18 protein-coding genes are annotated in these 18,097 nt (G+C 59.6%); 2 read left to right on the top strand and 16 right to left on the bottom strand.

Annotation, left to right across the window (positions count from 1 at the left end):
- Positions 1-126 precede the first annotated feature (126 nt).
- Both KGA98_RS05930 and KGA98_RS05925 read right to left on the bottom strand, forming a co-directional pair.
- Positions 127-390: a DUF6124 family protein gene (locus tag KGA98_RS05930; RefSeq protein WP_223501834.1), complete on the bottom strand. Its 264-nt coding sequence runs from the start codon at positions 388-390 to the stop codon at positions 127-129.
- Between the two features lie 646 nt (positions 391-1,036).
- Entirely contained in the window at positions 1,037-1,324 is a 288-nt protein-coding gene (locus tag KGA98_RS05925) for an addiction module antidote protein (RefSeq protein ID WP_007943750.1), read from the bottom strand.
- A 607-nt stretch (positions 1,325-1,931) separates the two neighbouring features.
- On the opposite strand from KGA98_RS05925, the gene KGA98_RS05915 reads away from it, so the two are divergent.
- Positions 1,932-2,873, top strand: a complete 942-nt coding sequence (locus tag KGA98_RS05915; RefSeq protein ID WP_223501833.1) for a lipid II-degrading bacteriocin — start codon at positions 1,932-1,934, stop codon at positions 2,871-2,873.
- Between the two features lie 543 nt (positions 2,874-3,416).
- Here the strand turns inward: KGA98_RS05915 and KGA98_RS05910 are convergent.
- Positions 3,417-4,316: a LysR family transcriptional regulator gene (locus KGA98_RS05910; RefSeq protein WP_223501832.1), complete on the bottom strand. Its 900-nt coding sequence runs from the start codon at positions 4,314-4,316 to the stop codon at positions 3,417-3,419.
- Between the two features lie 118 nt (positions 4,317-4,434).
- Here KGA98_RS05910 and KGA98_RS05905 point away from each other — a divergent pair, with 118 nt between their 5' ends.
- Positions 4,435-5,715: an MFS transporter gene (locus KGA98_RS05905; protein ID WP_223501831.1), complete on the top strand. Its 1,281-nt coding sequence runs from the start codon at positions 4,435-4,437 to the stop codon at positions 5,713-5,715.
- Here the strand turns inward: KGA98_RS05905 and gspM are convergent.
- From gspM to hemE, 13 genes are all read right to left on the bottom strand, one after another.
- Positions 5,708-6,139 (bottom strand): type II secretion system protein GspM, encoded by a 432-nt coding sequence (gene gspM, locus KGA98_RS05900; protein ID WP_223501830.1) that lies wholly within the window; start codon positions 6,137-6,139, stop codon positions 5,708-5,710. The two genes, KGA98_RS05905 and gspM, sit on opposite strands and share 8 nt — an antisense overlap.
- On the bottom strand, positions 6,136-7,242 hold the full coding sequence (gene gspL, locus KGA98_RS05895; protein WP_223501829.1) for a type II secretion system protein GspL: 1,107 nt from the start codon (positions 7,240-7,242) through the stop codon (positions 6,136-6,138). Before gspL ends, gspM begins: the two co-directional genes overlap by 4 nt.
- Positions 7,239-8,090, bottom strand: coding sequence for a type II secretion system protein GspK (locus tag KGA98_RS05890; protein ID WP_223501828.1), 852 nt, complete (start codon positions 8,088-8,090; stop codon positions 7,239-7,241). The genes gspL and KGA98_RS05890 overlap by 4 nt, the downstream gene beginning before the upstream one ends.
- A complete protein-coding gene (locus KGA98_RS05885; protein ID WP_223501827.1) occupies positions 8,087-8,629 on the bottom strand; it encodes a type II secretion system protein GspJ in 543 nt (180 codons plus the stop codon). The genes KGA98_RS05890 and KGA98_RS05885 overlap by 4 nt, the downstream gene beginning before the upstream one ends.
- Positions 8,622-9,005 (bottom strand): type II secretion system minor pseudopilin GspI, encoded by a 384-nt coding sequence (gene gspI / locus KGA98_RS05880; protein WP_223501826.1) that lies wholly within the window; start codon positions 9,003-9,005, stop codon positions 8,622-8,624. Before gspI ends, KGA98_RS05885 begins: the two co-directional genes overlap by 8 nt.
- On the bottom strand, positions 8,998-9,465 hold the full coding sequence (gspH, locus tag KGA98_RS05875; RefSeq protein WP_154910322.1) for a type II secretion system minor pseudopilin GspH: 468 nt from the start codon (positions 9,463-9,465) through the stop codon (positions 8,998-9,000). The genes gspI and gspH overlap by 8 nt, the downstream gene beginning before the upstream one ends.
- A gap of 3 nt (positions 9,466-9,468) precedes the next feature.
- Positions 9,469-9,924: a type II secretion system major pseudopilin GspG gene (gene gspG, locus KGA98_RS05870; RefSeq protein ID WP_090452696.1), complete on the bottom strand. Its 456-nt coding sequence runs from the start codon at positions 9,922-9,924 to the stop codon at positions 9,469-9,471.
- Positions 9,925-9,927: 3 nt separating this feature from the next.
- Positions 9,928-11,133, bottom strand: coding sequence for a type II secretion system inner membrane protein GspF (gspF, locus tag KGA98_RS05865; protein ID WP_223501825.1), 1,206 nt, complete (start codon positions 11,131-11,133; stop codon positions 9,928-9,930).
- A gap of 3 nt (positions 11,134-11,136) precedes the next feature.
- Entirely contained in the window at positions 11,137-12,609 is a 1,473-nt protein-coding gene (gene gspE, locus KGA98_RS05860; protein ID WP_223501824.1) for a type II secretion system ATPase GspE, read from the bottom strand.
- Positions 12,610-12,613: 4 nt separating this feature from the next.
- Complete coding sequence (gene gspD, locus KGA98_RS05855) at positions 12,614-14,533, bottom strand: type II secretion system secretin GspD (RefSeq protein WP_223501823.1); 1,920 nt, start codon at positions 14,531-14,533, stop codon at positions 12,614-12,616.
- 8 nt (positions 14,534-14,541) lie between these two features.
- A complete protein-coding gene (locus KGA98_RS05850; RefSeq protein WP_223501822.1) occupies positions 14,542-15,096 on the bottom strand; it encodes a type II secretion system protein N in 555 nt (184 codons plus the stop codon).
- 58 nt (positions 15,097-15,154) lie between these two features.
- Positions 15,155-16,621, bottom strand: coding sequence for an N-acetylglucosamine-binding protein GbpA (gbpA, locus tag KGA98_RS05845; protein WP_223501821.1), 1,467 nt, complete (start codon positions 16,619-16,621; stop codon positions 15,155-15,157).
- A gap of 290 nt (positions 16,622-16,911) precedes the next feature.
- On the bottom strand, positions 16,912-17,979 hold the full coding sequence (gene hemE, locus KGA98_RS05840; RefSeq protein ID WP_057712346.1) for a uroporphyrinogen decarboxylase: 1,068 nt from the start codon (positions 17,977-17,979) through the stop codon (positions 16,912-16,914).
- Positions 17,980-18,097 lie beyond the last annotated feature (118 nt).

The raw sequence follows: 18,097 nt of genomic DNA, 5'->3' as shown, positions 1-18,097 counted from the left end.
CCCTGTAGGAGCGAGCCTGCTCGCGAAAAACGTCCGGGCAACGCGTTCATTCAGGCTGCCCGCGTTATCGTTGACGTCCATCGCGAGCAAGCTCGCTCCCACAAGGGTTCTCGCCGCCCCGGACGATCACGGTGGATCAAGGTTATCCAGCACCCGATTCACCGCCAGCTCCCCCAACATGATCGACTGCTGAATCCCCAACAATGTATTGCTCTGCGCTCCGTTCAGACTCCTCGCGAAATCACTCGCCATGACATTGGCTGATGCCAGCGATACGCAGGCGTATTCCAGCAGGGTGTGGTTGTCGATATCGGGGGCAATGAGGAAGATCGTGCCGGGTTGGCGTGGCGCGTCCGGATCGGTGTCCGGTGACTTTGGCGTATTGGTCATGATTCAGCGTCCTGAAAGTGGCGGCCACACCGAATCACGACTGATCAAAAGGGTGGCAGCTGTACGCAGGTTAGTAGACCGGGCAAACCGAAAACCGGCGCGCCCGAAGGCGCCCTGCGCACAGCCACCATCAAAGGCAGGTATGGACATACCTGCCTATCAGGAACGCATATGCGCTTCGGTTTACTACGGGCTACTAAACCCGATCACTGACCATCAGTGACGCGAATCAAGTTAGCGATAGCCCTCAAAGCGCACAAGCCGGCGGATTCTGGAGTAGTTGTAGGCAGAGCCGCAAGGCGCTGTAGCCTCTCTGGGATAGTTCAGAAATGTCCCACAAACAGTGGTAAAGCTTCTGATCCTCTGTAGGAGCGAGCTCGCTCGCGATGGTCGTTAACGATGAAGCGTGTTTCCTGGCTAACCGCGGTGCTCTTTAGTTCATCGCGAGCAGGCTCGCTCCTAAAGTGACTCACCTTCCTCGGATTCAACGTTTTCAGAAACACCAGAAACGACAAAGGGCGCCTTTCGGCGCCCCTTCACAAACAGGTCGGCTTGTCATCGCCCTGTACCTGCCTGGCTCTGCGATGGCTGGTTGCCCAGGATCCTCAGAGTCTCACAAGCCCCGTTCGGGGACATTGGCAGTATTTCAGGTGCTGGCGTGTAATTTCAAGCCCAATGCCTTAACGACTTTCAGGATGGTGCCGAACTCCGGATTCCCCTCACCTGACAATGCACGATAAAGACTTTCCCGAGAAAGCCCCGCATCCCGTGCGACCTGAGTCATGCCGCGAGCACGTGCAATAGTCCCTAGTGCTTTGGCGATGAACGCAGGGTCATCTCCCGCCTCTTCCATGCAAGCATCCAGGTAATTAGCCATGTCCTCTTCGGTCTTGAGGTACTCGGCAGAGTCCCAGCGAGTGAATTGTTCGGTCATGGGTTTTGCTCCTGCCAGGATTTCGCAATGAGCCTGGCTTGTTTGATGTCACGGGTTTGGCTGCTTTTGTCTCCGCCACAAAGGAGGATGACCAACTGGCTGCCTTGCTGCATGAAATAGATCCGATAACCGGGACCATACAAAGCGCACAAGCCGGCGGATTCTGGAGTAGTTGTAGACAGCGCCGCAAGGCGCTGTAGCCGTTGCGAGGGATTTCGGAAATGTCCTACCACAGGTGGTGAAGCATTCCGAAGGGGATGATACTGCTTCGTTCCAGATAGCTGGCTTTTTAGTGTTCTTACAGACGCTTTTTGCGAGCAGGCTCGATTACCTTCGCGGCGAGTTCCAGTAGATGAGTAACCGTTAAAAGAGGAACAGCAACTTTTCCTATGGTGGGATGAATATTTTCTGATTATTCGACCGTGGTCGTAGCTGCATTAATCAGAATCAAGAAAACACTAATCATCGGATCATTCCGAAATCGTTGTAATACACTTCCGAGCGTACATCCACCCCATTGAGCGCTTGTCTTGCTCATGCTTAATTACCGAGGAGTCCAAACAAAGAACTCGAACCCATAAATAAATACCGAACAAGGATGTAGGTAATGGCACAAAATGGAATCAACTTGCCCGCCACAGATATTATTGGAACTTGGAGAGGATCATCAGGTGGATACTGGTCTACTGATGGCATCATCATTGACGGCACTTACGTTCTTCCTCCACCTCAACCCGAGGTGATTACTGAAGAGAACAGATTTTACAGCATCGACATGATAAAACGTCAAACAGGGCTTGACGAATTTACTTTCAATTTGAAAATTTTAGATAAAGCATTAAACAAAAACGATGCATATGGCGCAATAAAAGATATTTGGCGTATTGTGGAAAGCGATCGTGGATGGGTAGATCCACACTGGAGAATCAACGATGACCTTTTCAAAAATAAAATCGTGAATTTTAGCTTGGCTGACGCTCTACAAAAAAGTGGTTTCAGCGCGAGAGAGGCTATTATTGCAATTGCCAACTCCGGGCATGCAGACAGTACTTCATACAAGCTAGAAACACCAAAACTTTCTGGAGGCACGTTCAGTTCTGTCAAGGCACTTGGGCATTATCTATGGGGTAAGGGGCAAAAGCTTGAAGTCGATATTAACACCATCGGACTTAATATTTTAGAGCACAAACTTCCATTATTAAGACAGGCTATTGAACACACGAAATCACCTGGCGTATATAATCTTATCGACCCACGCATTGGATACGACACACTGGAGGACAGTATTGCAACCGCGGCTTATTTGGGCAGAATCACTTTGAGCATGGCCGGCGACTTTATACGAAGCCATGATGGGTCTTGGCGATTCATTGGCGTCATAAAGGCCTACCATGATATATATGATTTCGACAAGAGTGACAGACCACTTGCATTAGAAGAGTTAACTACTGCTGGCAGAGCACTGCCAGGAACACGTTACGAAATAGACATTTCAGGTGAACACAAAATACATTTGATTGGCAAAGGCTATCAACCACAGCTTTTCTAACTTTTATCAAGGCAGCCAGATCATACCTGACTGCCTTTTCAATAGAGCACTATGACTATGACCAACAAAAAACTTCGAGCATTTTACCTCACAACATTGCTCACCTCTTCAACCACGAACTGCTACATAATCTATTTGAATTATGCAAGCGAAATTTATCCTAGCACACAAGACACAATAGCAATTCCTTTGATTTCTATAATTGGAGTAATGACTATACTTATAATACTATCCATCGTCCAAAATCCGTTTTACAAACAGCAACGCGACCAAAAAACAACAAAAATCACATCGACCATTTCGGCACTATTTGCCACAACAGCCTCCTCAATACTTCTCACTTCAAGCTTTTATTACTGGCTCACCCCGAATCACTTAGTCATTTCCGCACTCTACCTTATCGCACTTTCGACTTATTTAATTTACCAATTCAATCTTTATAAAAACTCACCTCACGAATAAAGCAACAAACATAAAATTGGTGTCTTTCGTGATGAACAGTCGATTCTTGTTTTAAACTAAATAAGCATCATCACGGTATCCTTATGCTTTGGACTCAACCTTCCTCGTCAGCAACTCCACAAACGCTTTGGCCATCGCCGACTTCTGATCCTTGCGCTGCACCAGCCACACCGCCGACACCGCCGCCGGATCCAGCAGCGGCCGATAGACCACGCCATCAATGCGCATCCGCTGATAAGACGCCGGCAGCACCGACACACCGAGCCCCGCCGCCACCAGCCCGATGATGGTCATCGCCTCGCCGGCCTCCTGGGCGAAGTGCGGGCTGAAGCCGGAGTCCCGGGCCAGGCTGAGCAACTGCGCATACAGGCCACTGCCGTAGCTGCGTGGAAAAAACACAAAGGGCTCAAGCGCCAGGGCAGACAGAAACAAGCCCTCCTCGCTACCCTCGACCAGCGGGTGCTTGGAACTGAGCACCGCGACCAGCGGCTCGCGCATCAGTTCGACCACGCTGAGGCAGTCCGGCAGCCCGAGCGGGCGCATGATCCCGACTTCAATCGACTCGTCCACCAGCGCATCGGCCACCTGGGTGCTGCTCATTTCCCGCAGGTTCAGATGCACCGCCGGGAAGCGCTGGCGGAAAGAGAAAATCGCCTGGGGAATGGTCGAGTTGAAGGGTGCCGACGAGGTGAAGCCGATTTTCAGCTCACCCAACTCGCCCAGTTGCGCCCGTCGCGCGACATCCGCCGCTTTGTCGACCTGCGCCAGCACCCGCCGCGCCTCTTCCAGGAACAGCCGACCGGCCTCGCTCAGCTCGACCCGACGATTGGTACGTTCGAACAACCGGGCGCCGACTTCCTGTTCCAGCGCCTGAATTTGCTGGCTCAGCGGTGGCTGGGAGATACCCAGCACTTGTGCGGCGCGGCCGAAATGCAGTTCTTCGGCGACGGCGATGAAGTAGCGCAGATGACGCAATTCCATGGAAACCCCATTAGGTCGTAAAAGCTATCAAACAGGTCGAACAATATATTGGATTGAATCATTAGCCAGCTATATGCTTTTTTCACTGCCTGACCGGCTGCGCCCTCCGAGGTCCAACGTGAAAACTGCTGTCGCCCCACTCGCCCATGAAGTTTCACCTTCAGTGCCGGACGCTATCGCCGCTGAGCTGGCGGAGATCTACATCGAAAAAGGCACCCCGGCGTTCATGCGCACGGTGCTGGCGTTGTTCTGCGGTGGCTTCGCGACTTTCGCCCTGCTCTACTGCGTACAGCCGATGATGCCGCTGCTGTCCGACGAGTATTCCATCAACGCGGCGCAAAGCAGCCTGATCCTGTCTATCGCCACCGGCATGCTTGCCATCGGCCTGCTGATCACTGGCCCGATTTCCGACCGTATCGGACGTAAACCGGTGATGGTGGCAGCTCTGTTCGCCGCTGCGCTGTGCACCATGGCCAGTGCGATGATGCCGAGCTGGCACGGTGTGCTGCTGATGCGTGCGCTGATCGGATTGTCGTTGAGCGGTCTGGCGGCGGTCGCCATGACCTACCTGAGCGAAGAGATCCACCCACAGCACATCGGCCTCGCCATGGGTTTGTACATCGGTGGCAACGCGATTGGCGGGATGAGCGGACGCTTGATCACCGGGGTATTGATCGACTTCGTCAGCTGGCACACGGCGATGCTGGTGATCGGTGGCCTGGCGCTGATTGCCGCGGCGGTGTTCTGGAAAATCCTCCCCGAATCGCGCAACTTCCGCGCCCGCTCACTGCACCCGCGCAGCCTGCTCGACGGTTTCACCATGCACTTTCGCGACGCCGGCCTGCCGCTGCTGTTTCTAGAAGCCTTTGTGCTGATGGGCGCGTTCGTCACGCTGTTCAACTACATCGGCTACCGCCTGCTGGCCGCGCCGTACCACATGGAACAGGCCTTCGTCGGGTTGCTGTCGGTGGTGTACCTGTCCGGCATCTACAGCTCAGCGAAAATCGGCTCGCTGGCCGACCAACTCGGCCGCCGCAAAGTGCTCTGGAGCACCATCGCGCTGATGATCGGTGGTCTCGCCCTGACGATGTTTACGCCATTGCCGCTGGTGATCATCGGCATGCTGATCTTTACCTTCGGCTTCTTCGGCGCCCACTCGGTGGCCAGCAGCTGGATCGGCCGCCGCGCCACCAGGGCCAAGGGGCAAGCATCGTCCTTGTACCTGTTCAGCTACTACGCCGGGGGAAGCATCGCCGGTACGGTGGGTGGCGTGTTCTGGCACCTGGGCGGCTGGAACGGGATCGGGTTGTTCATCGGCACGCTGCTGGTGATTGCACTGCTGATCGCGTTGAAGCTGGCGAAGTTGCCGTTGTTGCCGCAGAACACCTCGGCTACTTGAGCACCACCCGCGCCTCGAGGGCATCGTCACGCTTCTCCAGCGTCAGGGTTTGTAGCGCGACGCCATCGCGCTCGATCCCATCGAGCCACTGCATCAAGGGTTGCGCGTTGCCATTGAGGGTCACGCGCAGCAGATCGATTTCACTCTCCATCTGACGGATTTCCAGCCCCGCCGCCGTGGCGCTTTCGCTGATGCGCAGCGACAGCGGTTGATCGGTGTCGACGGGGACATGGCTGCGCGGTAACGCCCGTTGCAGTTGCGCGGCCAGCACCGCCTGCTGTTGATACTGTCGCTCGACTGTTTCCAGCCGCTGCCGGGTCGGTTGCCAGATCAGGCTGAAAGCCACAACCGCCAACAAAAAAGCCCCCGATACCTGCAACAGCCGCTGTTCTCGCACGGAAATGCGCCGCCATGCCTGCTTCATGCCTCGTCCTCCACGGTGAGGGTGGCGTGCACCCGGCCAGCGGCTTTGTTCGCGCTGTCGAGCCTCACGGGCGTGCCTTGTTGTCGCCCGCGTTCCCGCAACTGCTCCAGCTCGGTAAAGCCGCTGGCGGTCAGCTGGATTTTCCAGCCTTCGCCTGCTCGAAACTCAATGCGCCGGACCTCGACCGGACTGGCGCCAATCACCTGTTCGATCAACCGGACCAGCCCTGCAATGCGGGTGTTTTGCGATTCGACAGGCTGGCTTTGCAGGGCCTTGAGTTGCGCGGCCATGTCGACGATGCGGCTTTGCTCCGGGTAGAGCGTCTTGAATCGCAGTTCATTCTGGATTGCGAGGCGGCTGGCTTCGCTGTCGAGGAAGCGAATCCGCGTTTCGCTGGCACCCCAGGTCAACAGCGCCAGCATCAACAGCGCCCACCCGCCGGCACGCCAGGGCAGACGCTTGCCCCGTGGGGCGAATGCGCCTTGCAGCAGGTTGATGGCCCGGGTCGGGCGCTGAGTCAGGCATTGGTCGATGACGGCGGGGGACTCACGCTCATCCAGCCATTGCATGTCCTTGGGCAATGACTGAGTGAGCAGCGCCAGGTCGTCTTGCGACATCGCCAGGCGCGCCGACAGGCCTGCACCCAACAACCAGCGCCCGAACCACCAGGCGCCGCACGGCTGATCGCCGGACAACAGATCGGCATCGACGAACACCCCGCGCACCTCAATACCCGCTTCGCGCAGCAAGTCGAGCACGGTGGCCAACCGCTCGCGGCCGATGACCATGACCGGGTAGCAGCCTTCACGATCACGAGCGCCAACGCTCAGATGCACAACTTCCAGCGCTTCACTCAGTTGATCTTCCACGGCGTAGGCCATGGCCTGGGCTTCGGGCCTGCGTCGCGAAGGCCATGGCTCGCTGCGAACCCAACTGCACAGTTCCATGGGCAGCAGCACATCGACCGCCTGCCCCTGCAATGCCGAGGCCGCCTGATTCAGTGGCATCGGCTGACGTTGACAGGTTGGCGACCACAGGACGCAGGGCCAGAGGCCGGATGGCGCGTCCTGCCCCTCGGCGGTCAGGTAAAGCCAAGTGTTCATCGCGGTCTCTCGTGGCTACTCATGGGAAGAAAACGTCGTTGCAGCACCGTCAGTTGTCGAGCCTTGGGGTCGTGTCCGACATCCGTGGCCAGGTGCAGTTCGCGCCCGTCCCGGGTCACCTGCACCCTTATCCGATACCAGCGGCTTTGGGTACCAAGTCCGTGATTGCTCAGGCCCTGCCCGGAGAGCAACGGGTCCTGGGTAAACGCCTGGACGCTCGCCCAGGGCGTGGTTGCCGCCTGACGCGCCAGCGCATCGGCGGTCGCAGCGTCCACCTCGCCGAGTGTTCTCAACAGCAGCGCCGGTGCGGTGTTGATGTTCAAGGCGGTGTCGGTGGGCAGCAGCGCCACCCAGGGTTCCAGCCGCTGCAGCAGGCGAGCGTCAATGCCAGGCAGCAAGCGCAGTTGGCTCAGTTCCCCCAGCGGCCCGACCTGGCTCAGTAGCAGAGGAGGCAGTTCAAGCAATTCGAGCAGGCGCGCCCAACGGTTGAGGGTGACCTGATCCACCTGCCCCTGGCGTAACAACGCATTGAGATTGAAGCGCCCGGCGAGGTCATCGATATCGATTCGGATCTGCGCATCTTCAACGTCGAAACCCGGCGCCATGGCCGTCCAGCCTTGAAACCGCTCGACGGGTTTTTCCGCGTCCTGTAACGCGTCGCGCAACAGCAACAACGCCCAGGTTTCCCCGCCCGATGCGAGCTGCCGCAGCTGTATCTGCAGCAACTGTTGCCCACTGCTTTGCAGCGAAAGGTGATGGCTGCGCAACAAGCCGCCGGTGATCAGCAGCGCCAGGCTCATGACCAGCAATACACTGATCAACGCAATGCCGCGTTGGCGCCCGTTCATGGCAATGCACCCGGCATCGGCAACACCCGACGAATCGATTTGAAGCGCCCGGCCGAGACTTGCACCTCCAGCGCCATAAGCGCCTTCGTATCCTGCCCGGCCGACCAATGAGCGACCCAGCCGGACTGGCTGTCGAACAGACGCCAGCGCAACTCACGAACACCTTCGAGCAGTCGTTGCCGTTGCACGAACTCCGTACCTTCGCCCTGGCTTTCGCGCCACAGCACGCTGCCTTCGAGTCGATAGGTCAGCATCTGGCGCTCACTGCGCGGTTGGTCCAGAGGATTGCGCCAGTGACTGCGCTGGAACTGAAAAAGCGGCGGTGCGAGCACCATCGGCTGCGCAGCGACGTGCAGCAGATCCCGCTCGATCACCGCCATCGCTCGTTGCAGGTTCCTCAGCTCTCGCTCGTGGGCCGCCGTGCCCTGTTGCACTCGCAGCACGCTATCGAACAAGCCCCAACTGGCCAGCCCCAGCACGGCGAAGATGGCCATGGCGATGACCAGCTCCAGCAAGGTGAACCCACGCTGCCTACTCATGGCTCGCGGGTATCCAGCCGCTGGCACGATACATCGCGTGCGCACTGTTCGCCGGGCTGACCTGAATGTCGACCTGGAGTAAACGCAGATCGCGGGTGGCGCTGATGTGCTGTTGCAGCACCCAGTCGCGCTGATCCATGGACACGACCTGTTGTTGCTGGCCGACCGCCAGGCCGGATTGCAGGCGTAGCTCGTTCAACCGGTTATCCGCCAGCCACGCCGCGAACAGCCGTGTCTCGACGGCGTTGCGCTGCTTCACCGCATATTGACTGGCCGACAGCACGGCTGCCGCCAGTGTCGCGAAGACCGCCAGGGCCACCATGATCTCCAGCAGCGTGAAGCCGCCCATGGACGACAAGGATGACCGGCTAGCCATCGATCGCCACCTCGCCGATGCCATCGCCGGACAGGCTCAACCAGGTCCTGTTGCCGGACTCGAATGTCAGCGTGAAGGCACTGGTTTCATCGTTGCTGAGCAACAGCAACTGCGGCGGTCCTTCTTCGGCGTCCAGCCCTACCGCATAGCCGTCCTGCTGCAAACGTACTCGCACGCTCAGGGGCCAGTCAGTCAGTTCCTTCACCGGCTCCCACCCACGAACTCCCAGATGCATCAGCCGGTAGCCACGGGCACTCAGCCGCAGGCCATATTCCTGGCCTTCGAACACCGCACGCTCACGCAACTGATGAATCACCTGAACCATCGCCTCGGCTTCCTGCCTGACCTCGCGCGCGGGACTGCCCCCACCGACAAAGCTCACCATGCCCAGCAAGACGCCAACCACGACAATCACGATCATCAGCTCCAATAACGTAAACCCCCGACAGCGGTAACCCACGGATCAATGGCCCCAATTGCCGATTTCGGCTGCAAACCCTTCGCCGCCCGCTACGCCATCGGCGCCCAGGGAATACAGGTCGTAAGTGCCGTCTACCGACCGCACACCCGGGTTGAGGTACTGATAAGGCGTGTTCCACGGGTCGACCGGCATGCTCTTGAGGTAGCCCTGAGGGTTCCAGCCACGCGCCACGGGCAGCCCGGAGGGGCGCTTGACCAGCGCTTCCAGGCCTTGCTGGGTCGATGGGTAATGGGCGTTGTCGAGGCGATACATTTCCAGGGCTGTGGCGATGGCCTGGATATCGATTCTGGCGGCAGTGACCTTGGCTTGATCGGGGCGGCTCATGAACTGTGGCACCACGATAGCCCCCAGCACGCCGATGATGACTACCACCACCATGATTTCGATCAGGGTAAAACCGCGTTGCGCGCGGGAAAGGTTTTTGCAGACAGGTTGCATGGATCAATTCACCAATTGGTTGAGGCTGAGAATCGGGAGCAGGATGGCCATGACGATCAGCAGCACGACGCCGCCCATCAACACCAGCATGGCCGGCTCGAAGAGGCCCACCACCAGCGCAATGCGCGCGGCGAGGCTGTTTTCCTGTTGTTCGGCGGCCCGGGCCAGCATGCGGTCGAGTTCGCCGGCACGTTCGCCGCTGGCGATCATGTGCAGCATCATCGGCGGGATGTCACCGCTCAGCTCCAGGCCACGGGTCAGCGTTGCGCCTTCGCGGACCGAGCGGGCGACATCGACCATCCGCGCGCGGATGGTCAGGTTGCCGATGACCGCGGCAGCAATTTCCAGGGCATCCACCAACGGCACGGCACTTTTGCCGAGGATTGCCAGGGTGCTGGCAAACCGTGCGGCTTCCATGGCACGCAGCACTTCACCGAGGACTGGCGCATTCAGCACCCAACGATGCCAGCGCAGGCGCCACTGCGGCTGCTGCCAGCTCCAGCGCCACAGGCCGAACAGCGTCGCCAGCAAGCCCATCAACAACAGGAAATGGTTGCGCAGGCCGTTGCTCACGCCGATCAGCGCCCGGGTCAGCCAGGGCAACGGCTGACCGCTGTCGACGAAGATCTTCACCACATCCGGTACCACATAACCAAGCAGAAAACCGACGATTGCCAAGCTGGCCAACATCAGGATCAACGGGTACACCAGGGCCATCTGGATCTTTTGCCGCGAGGCCTGGCGGGCCTGGGTGTAGGCCGCCAGTTGCTCCAGCACATGGCCCAGATGCCCCGAGCGTTCCCCGGCGGCCACGGTGGCGCGGAACAACTCGGGGAAGGCCCTGGGAAACTGCCCCAGTGCCGAGGCCAGTGCGTGGCCTTCCATCACCCGGCCTCTGACCGCCCAGAGCAAGCTCGCAACCTTGCGCTTCGAGCTCTGCTTCGCCACCGCATCGAGCGCTTCCTCCAGGGGCAGTCCGGCCTGAACCAGCGTTGACAGTTGCAACGTCAACAACGCCAGATCAGCAGCACTCAGGCGTCCACCTCGCGACTGCTGACCCGCCCCGCCGCCCCTGACCTCGGTCAAGACACGCGGCCACAAACCACGTTCACGCAACAACTGTCGCCCATGGCGGGGCCCATCGGCCTCCAGCCGTCCCTTGCAGGATCGTCCCTGGGCATCGCGGGCGCGGTAGTCGAAGGTCGGCACCGGTCAGTTCTCCTGGGTCACACGCAGCAACTCATCGAGACTGGTCAACCCTTCCAGCACCCGCTGGCGCCCGTCCTGGAACAGGCTGCGCGAGACCTTGCGCGTTTCGTCGACGAGGATTTGCTCGCTGGCGCCCTGATGGATCAACGCCGAGACGGCGGGTGTGACGCTGATCAGTTCATAAATCCCGATGCGTCCGCGATAGCCGTGCTGGCACTGTTCACAGCCCAAGGCCTTGAACAGGGTGTGCGGCGTGCTCGTGTCGAGCCCAAGACGCTGGCAGGCCGCCGCATCGGCGAGGTACGAAACCTTGCAATGAGGGCACAGGGTGCGCAACAGACGCTGGGCCAGAACGCCCACCAGCGAGGACGCCAGCAGATAGGCATCGACGCCCATGTCTACCAGTCGCGTGACTGCGCCGGCCGCGCTGTTGGTGTGCAAGGTCGAGAGCACCAGATGCCCGGTCAAGGACGCCTGGACAGCGATTTCGGCGGTTTCGCGGTCACGGATTTCGCCAACCATCACCACGTCCGGGTCCTGGCGCAAAATCGCCCGCAGGCCCCGGGCGAAGGTCATGTCGACCTTCGGATTGACCGGCATCTGGCCGACACCCGGCAGGTGGTATTCGATCGGGTCTTCGACCGTCAGGATGTTGCGGGTCTGGTCGTTCAGGCTGCTCAGGGCGGCGTACAGGCTGGTGGTCTTGCCGGAACCGGTCGGCCCGGTCACCAGCACAATACCGTGGGGCTTGCCCAACAGATGGCGCAGGGCCGCGAGGATATCGTCCGGCATGCCCAGCCGGTGCAGGTCCAGGCGCCCGGCCTGCTTGTCGAGCAAACGCAGTACCACCCGTTCGCCGTGGGCCGAAGGCAGCGTCGAGACCCGCACATCGACTTCATGCCCGGCCAGGCGCAAGGCCATTCGCCCATCCTGGGGTACGCGTTTTTCCGCGATGTCCAGGCGCGCCATGACCTTGATCCGCGACACCAGCAGTGTCGCCAGTTCGCGCTTGGGCCTGAGCATTTCACGCAGTTGGCCATCCACCCGCATACGCACCGACAGGTACTGTTCGAAGGTTTCCAGGTGCACATCCGAGGCATGCTCACGCACCGCTTCACCGAGCAACGCGTTGATCAGGCGAATGATCGGCGCGTCGCCCTGTTGCTCCAGCAGGTCGGCGGTTTGCGGAACCTGATCGACCAGGCTGAGCAAGTCCAGTTCTTCGTCCAGCCCTTGGGCAACTTGCTCCACCGCACTGCGCCCCTCGCGATAGGCCGCCGCCAGGCGCGAGGCGTACTCATCGGCCCCGACGATTTGAAACGGCAACGCCCGTCCGCACACCCGGCGCGCTTCCGCCAATGCAGTGAGCGGCGCATCACTACGCAGGGCAAGGCGCAGGTCGTCGCCGTCATGCTCCAGCAACACACCAAAACGCCGGGCGAAGCCGAAGGGCAATTGCTCGCAGAGTTCGCTCATGGATTCACTGCGCCTTGCCGCGCAAATCGAACACTGGCGCGTCGGTGGCCGGTTCGAACAACCCGCGCGCCTCGGATGGCAGCAACAACGAGTTGTTTTCCCCCGCCCCTGATTTGCTCAAGTCACGCAGCGCGTTGTAACGCTGCTGGCTGATCTGGGACAGGTCTTCCTTGCTGCGCACGATGGTCGGGCGCAAGAACACCATCAGGTTGCTTTTGGTCTGGGTGTCACGATTCCAGCGGAAGATCGCGCCGAGGTAGGGAATGTCCCGCAACAGCGGCACGCCGCTTTTCTGGGTACGCACGCTGTCCCTGATCAGGCCGCCGATCACGATGATTTCGCCATCGTCGGCGAGGATGGTGCTCTTGAGCGCTCGCTTGTTGGTGATCAGGTCCGAGGAATCAATGCCCGACACCGAAGGCGCGATGTCCGACACCTCCTGCTCGACCTCCAGGCGTAACGTCGAGCCTTCGTTGATGTAAGGCTTGATCTTCAGGCTGATGCCGACGTCCTTGCGCTCGACGGTGGTGAACGGATTCTCCGCGCCGTTGCTGTTGGTGGCATAGGAGCCGGTCTTGAACGGCACGTTCTGGCCGACGATGATTTCGGCTTCCTGATTGTCCAGGGTCAACAGGCTTGGCGTGGACAGCAGGTTGCTGTGGGTGTTGCTGGCCAGGGCCGAAACCAGCGCACCGAAGCGGTCGCCGCCCAGTTGCAGGATCGCCCCTTCCGGCGCCGATCTTTTCTCGTCGAACTTCAGCCCGCCGATGATCGGAATGTCGGTGCCGGGAAAGTTGATGAAGCCCTTGGCGTCACCCGTGTTGAGGTTCCACTGCACGCCGACGGCCTCGGCGATGTCGCCGGAGATTTCGACGATTGCGGCATGGATCAACACCTGGGCCCGTGGCTGGTCCAGCTGACGCACGATGTTTTCGATGGTCCGCACCTGCGCGGGTTCGGCGATCAGCACCAGCGCGTTCTGGCTTTCGTCGGCCTTGATCATGAAGGCCGCACCGCCAGACGTGTCCTTGGCGCTGCCGACGGCGGAAGTCTGCTTTCTGCCCTGCCCCATCGACTCAAGAATCTCGGCCAACTGCTTGGCATCGCTGTGGCGCAGGCGAATCACCCGGGCATTGTCGAGGGTTGTGGTGGCCGGCGTATCGAGACCCCGGGCCAGTTCGATCAAGCGCTGGCGGACGACCGGCGGACCAATGAAAATCAGGCGATTGGTCCTGGTGTCGGCCAGCACCTGTATGGCTGACTCGGCATTGCGCTTGCCCATGGAGGCCTCGATCACCGGCGCGACATCGCCCGCCTGGGCATGCTTGAGCTGGACCACCGCGTGCAGGTTGTTCTGTCCGGAATCCAGTTCACGGATCACCCGGGCGATGCGCTTCACATTGGCGGCCGTATCGGTCAGCACCAACGCGTTGGCCGACACCGAGGGGCCAACATAACCATTGGCAGAGACCAATGGCCGCACCAACCCGGCAATATCGGTGGCGCTACCGGTGTTCAACGCGATGACCTCGGTCACGAACTGCGACGCCGTGGTGGTTTTTACCGTGCCCTGGCCGGCCCGGGTCCTGGCCTCGGCAACCGGGGTGATGAGAATCCGGTCGCCCTCATCGATCACTGTGAAGTTATGGGCATCGAGCACCGAATAGAACAACCGGCGCACCCCTTCACGATCGAGGGCCTGCCGGGACATGACGGTGATTCGACCGGAGACTTTGGGGTCCAGTACCACGGTGGTCCCCAGAATGTTGGAGATCTCTTCGACGATGTCGCGCAGCTCTGCGTTGTTCATCGCCAGTTGCCATTTTTCTTCGGCGCCTCGAAGCGTGCCCGAGAAGGCGGCAGCCGCCAAAACGGCAAGCACAAGCATGGAGCGCAGCCAATACGCGCCGACGAAGCTGTTCATTAAATTCATCACTCTGGTTGCCCGGGGAACGGGCGTAAAAAACGCGTGGTCGTGGTAACCGGTAGAGAATCGACAGATGAATCGAGTCCCTTCAGAAAACGTGCGCCAGAGGGTGCGAGCGTCAGCATCTCCTCTCGTCCCTTGTTCCACAGCACAACCTGATGGGGCTCGATACGACGCAGGAAGCTGCCACCAGGCAAGCGCTCACCCACCTGATAGAGACGAGAACCTTGAGCATTGCCCAGCAGTGCTTTGGATAATCCGCTGCTGACAAAGCTCGCTTGCAATGTCAGCGGCTCGGCGCTCGGCTGCGGCGTGGCCTCCGTAGTCAGGCCGAACACAATGGCAATCGATGCTGCTTCGAGCGGTTCACGTACAAGCACTGTCTGCAGGGTTGCGACGTCGGGCGACGGTGAAGCCAGACGTTCGCGAAATTCCCGCTCCTGCCACGCCAGAAACACCGCGCAGCCCACTGGCAACGCGAGCCAACAAACGTTGATCAGGCATAGCCGAAAGCGTTGTCCGGAGAAATTCGAAACCTTCATCATCAACTCGACACTCAACAGGGGCGCCTGGCTTCAGGCGACCTTTTTCAGGTCGCCTGAAGCCAGTTGCAGGGACTTACAACTTGTCCCACGCCATGTGCCAATGAGCACCGACACCTGGTTCAAAACCGTTGGCAGTGGGGCTGTACTGCTTGCAGTAACCCGACTCGGGGAATGGCTTGCACTCAAAGACTTCGTTGGTCTTCGGTTGCAGAACCTTGGTACCGGCGGTGTAGTCGCCGAGGCCTTCAGGGAACACGAAATCGTATTCGACGCCGGCACCTTCGCCAGTCAGTTGGGTGGTCTGGGTGTCCTGACGGGTGGTGCGGCCATCCAGGGTGGTGCCGACCAGGGTCAGGGTGTGCGCACCCGGGTTGCTGCGTACATCCATGGACAGCCAGGTGGAGCCGCTGGCCACTTGTGCCGACGTGGTGCCTACCGGTTTGTTGTTCTGGTCGAGCAAGGTCGCTTCGACGTTCATCGGACGGTTCGAGATCATGCTGAACTCGACCTTCGCCCGGCCTTTATCCAGAACGTATTCGGCTTGCTGCGAGGCCACCGACATGCGCGCAGCGGCGTCGTCCTTCATGTCCAGCTGCACTTCGTAGCGGACTACCCCGCTTTCTTTTTGTGCGTAAAGGCTGTTGGCGCCTTTAACCGGCTCGACATTGCCGCTCTCGTCACGGATACCGGCGCGAACGAGGGTGTGGGTCTGGTTGATTTTTTCTGCCAGCTTGAACGACCAGTTTTGCGGCGACCCTTCTTCAGCGTTGTCGATGCTGATTTCGACGCTGTAGTCCGGGCTCTCGCCATTGGCGGAGAACGCACGGGCCTTGACCTTGTCACCCACCAGCAACGCGGCTGATGGTGCAATGCTGCCCACCGAGGACCAGCCGCCCGGCAGATCCGGTTCGGCCAGGATGTTCACGTCTGCCGCGTTGTAAAACGCGGCATCGGTGTCACCGACGGTCCAGATGGCCAGGACGACGTGATGACCGGACTTGTCTGCCGGTAGGGTGCAGTTGTGCTTGTCACCGGACTCGGGACGCTGATTGCCGCCGTCGATGGTGCAGAACGGCGTGCTTTCAAAGGAGGCGCGCTTGAGCGACTCATTCGGGTTCCAGCCGTTGCGGGTAATGAAATACTCGTGCTTGGTGGCTGGGTGAACCGCGGTGTAACGCCATTGGAAATCGATGTTGCGGTCCTTGATTTCCGTCAGGTGCCAACGGGTGGCGGACTGCGCATCCATGGCAGAGAACAGCGAGTGACCACCGCTGGCGATCTTGCCGTCGACCGGTCCCTGCAAGGGAGCACCGCCGACGCCGGCCGGAAAGCCTTTGAAGGTTTCACCAACACTCTGCGGCTCGTACTGGGCGCCACCGCAGTTGGTGTTCAAGCCTTTCTGGCAAGCCAGCGCGCGCGAAGGCGGCACTTCCAGATAGCCATGGGCGGAAACGGTTTGAGAGGCCAGCATTGCCGATAACAGGATCATCGATGAAGTGCAGGCGGTTAATGCACTTCTCTTTTCAAACTTGATTTTCATGATGTATTCCAGACTGCTTATCGAAAACAGGGCGCCTTGTGGGCGCCACTGTTCGCTTCGTGATTGTTCGGCGATACGCCGGACAAGGGCCTGGAACCTTACGGGGATGGAAGAAAATTCTATGTAGGAGTAATCGCCGCACGAGGCAGGAACAGTCTCTCCATTCCTCGATCCGACAAAGAAAGAAAACATTCTTACAACAAGTGATGCTTTATCGATTGAGCTTTTGAACGGCACAAAAAAACCTGTCCGGCACGAGGCGGGACAGGCTTTGTCGAAACGGGCAATCGCTATTCGTGATACTGCGCCGACAGCTCATGTACCGCGCGCAGGAACGCGCCAGCATGTTCCGGATCGACTTCCGGCGTGATGCCATGGCCGAGGTTGAACACGTGGCCGCTGCCTTTGCCGTAGCTGGCCAGGATGCGCCCGACTTCCGCACGAATCGCTTCCGGCTTGGCGTAGAGCACGGTCGGGTCCATGTTGCCTTGCAGTGCGACCTTGTCGCCGACACGGGCGCGGGCGCTGCCGATGTCGCAGGTCCAGTCCAGGCCCAGTGCATCAGCACCAGCGTCGGCGATGCTTTCCAGCCACAGACCGCCGCTCTTGGTGAACAGGATCACCGGCACCTTGCGGCCTTCGTGCTCGCGGATCAGGCCGCTGACGATTTTCTTCATGTAGGCCAGGGAGAACTCCTGGTACGCCGCCGCCGAGAGGGCGCCGCCCCAGCTGTCGAAGATCTGCACCGCTTGCGCACCGGCCATGATCTGGCCGTTGAGGTAGCTGGTGACCGTCTGCGCGAGCTTGTCCAGCAGCAGGTGCAGGGCTTGCGGATTGTCGTAGAGCATGGTTTTAGTCTTGCGGTAGTCTTTCGACGAACCGCCTTCGACCATGTAGGTGGCCAGTGTCCACGGGCTGCCGGAGAAGCCGATCAGCGGCACACGGCCGTTCAGTTCGCGGCGGATGGTGCTGACCGCGTCCATCACATAGCCCAGGTCTTTGTGCGGGTCAGGAATCGGCAAGGCTTCGATGTCGGCCAGGGTGCTGACGACTTTCTTGAAGCGCGGACCTTCGCCGGTTTCGAAGTACAGGCCCTGGCCCATGGCATCGGGGATGGTCAGGATATCGGAGAAGAGGATCGCCGCGTCCAGTTGTGGATAGCGGTCGAGCGGCTGCATCGTGACTTCGCAAGCGAACGCCGGGTTCATGCACAGGCTCATGAAATCACCGGCCTTGGCACGGCTGGCGCGGTATTCAGGCAGGTAGCGACCGGCCTGACGCATCATCCACACGGGGGTGACGTCTACGGGTTGCTTGAGCAGGGCGCGCAGGAAACGGTCGTTCTTCAGGGCAGTCATGTCGGCATCCGGAAAAAAAGTGAGGGCATTTTCTCAGAGCCGGACGCAAAAGGCACGGTTGCAGGTCAGCCTTTTGTCTATCGGGTCAATTTGTCGCAATGTAAACGCGGTTTTCGCA

Origin of the sequence: Pseudomonas sp. BF-R-24, from assembly GCF_019947335.1 — a bacterium.
In the GTDB taxonomy this organism is placed as follows: domain Bacteria; phylum Pseudomonadota; class Gammaproteobacteria; order Pseudomonadales; family Pseudomonadaceae; genus Aquipseudomonas; species Aquipseudomonas jessenii.
Note: the sequence above shows the minus strand (reverse complement) of the source record. Positions and strands in the feature narration are given on the sequence as shown.

What these genes read in the sequence shown, in the direction of transcription:
- gspG (WP_090452696.1), bottom strand. Translation starts at nt 9,924, where the DNA reads ATGCAACCTGTCTGCAAAAACCTTTCCCGCGCGCAACGCGGTTTTACC.
- gspE (WP_223501824.1), bottom strand. Translation starts at nt 12,609, where the DNA reads ATGAGCGAACTCTGCGAGCAATTGCCCTTCGGCTTCGCCCGGCGTTTT.
- gspD (WP_223501823.1), bottom strand. Translation starts at nt 14,533, where the DNA reads ATGAACAGCTTCGTCGGCGCGTATTGGCTGCGCTCCATGCTTGTGCTT.
- KGA98_RS05890 (WP_223501828.1), bottom strand. Translation starts at nt 8,090, where the DNA reads ATGAACGGGCGCCAACGCGGCATTGCGTTGATCAGTGTATTGCTGGTC.
- KGA98_RS05885 (WP_223501827.1), bottom strand. Translation starts at nt 8,629, where the DNA reads ATGAGTAGGCAGCGTGGGTTCACCTTGCTGGAGCTGGTCATCGCCATG.
- hemE (WP_057712346.1), bottom strand. Translation starts at nt 17,979, where the DNA reads ATGACTGCCCTGAAGAACGACCGTTTCCTGCGCGCCCTGCTCAAGCAA.
- gbpA (WP_223501821.1), bottom strand. Translation starts at nt 16,621, where the DNA reads ATGAAAATCAAGTTTGAAAAGAGAAGTGCATTAACCGCCTGCACTTCA.
- KGA98_RS05915 (WP_223501833.1), top strand. Translation starts at nt 1,932, where the DNA reads ATGGCACAAAATGGAATCAACTTGCCCGCCACAGATATTATTGGAACT.
- gspL (WP_223501829.1), bottom strand. Translation starts at nt 7,242, where the DNA reads ATGAACACTTGGCTTTACCTGACCGCCGAGGGGCAGGACGCGCCATCC.
- KGA98_RS05930 (WP_223501834.1), bottom strand. Translation starts at nt 390, where the DNA reads ATGACCAATACGCCAAAGTCACCGGACACCGATCCGGACGCGCCACGC.
- gspI (WP_223501826.1), bottom strand. Translation starts at nt 9,005, where the DNA reads ATGGCTAGCCGGTCATCCTTGTCGTCCATGGGCGGCTTCACGCTGCTG.
- KGA98_RS05910 (WP_223501832.1), bottom strand. Translation starts at nt 4,316, where the DNA reads ATGGAATTGCGTCATCTGCGCTACTTCATCGCCGTCGCCGAAGAACTG.
- gspM (WP_223501830.1), bottom strand. Translation starts at nt 6,139, where the DNA reads ATGAAGCAGGCATGGCGGCGCATTTCCGTGCGAGAACAGCGGCTGTTG.
- KGA98_RS05925 (WP_007943750.1), bottom strand. Translation starts at nt 1,324, where the DNA reads ATGACCGAACAATTCACTCGCTGGGACTCTGCCGAGTACCTCAAGACC.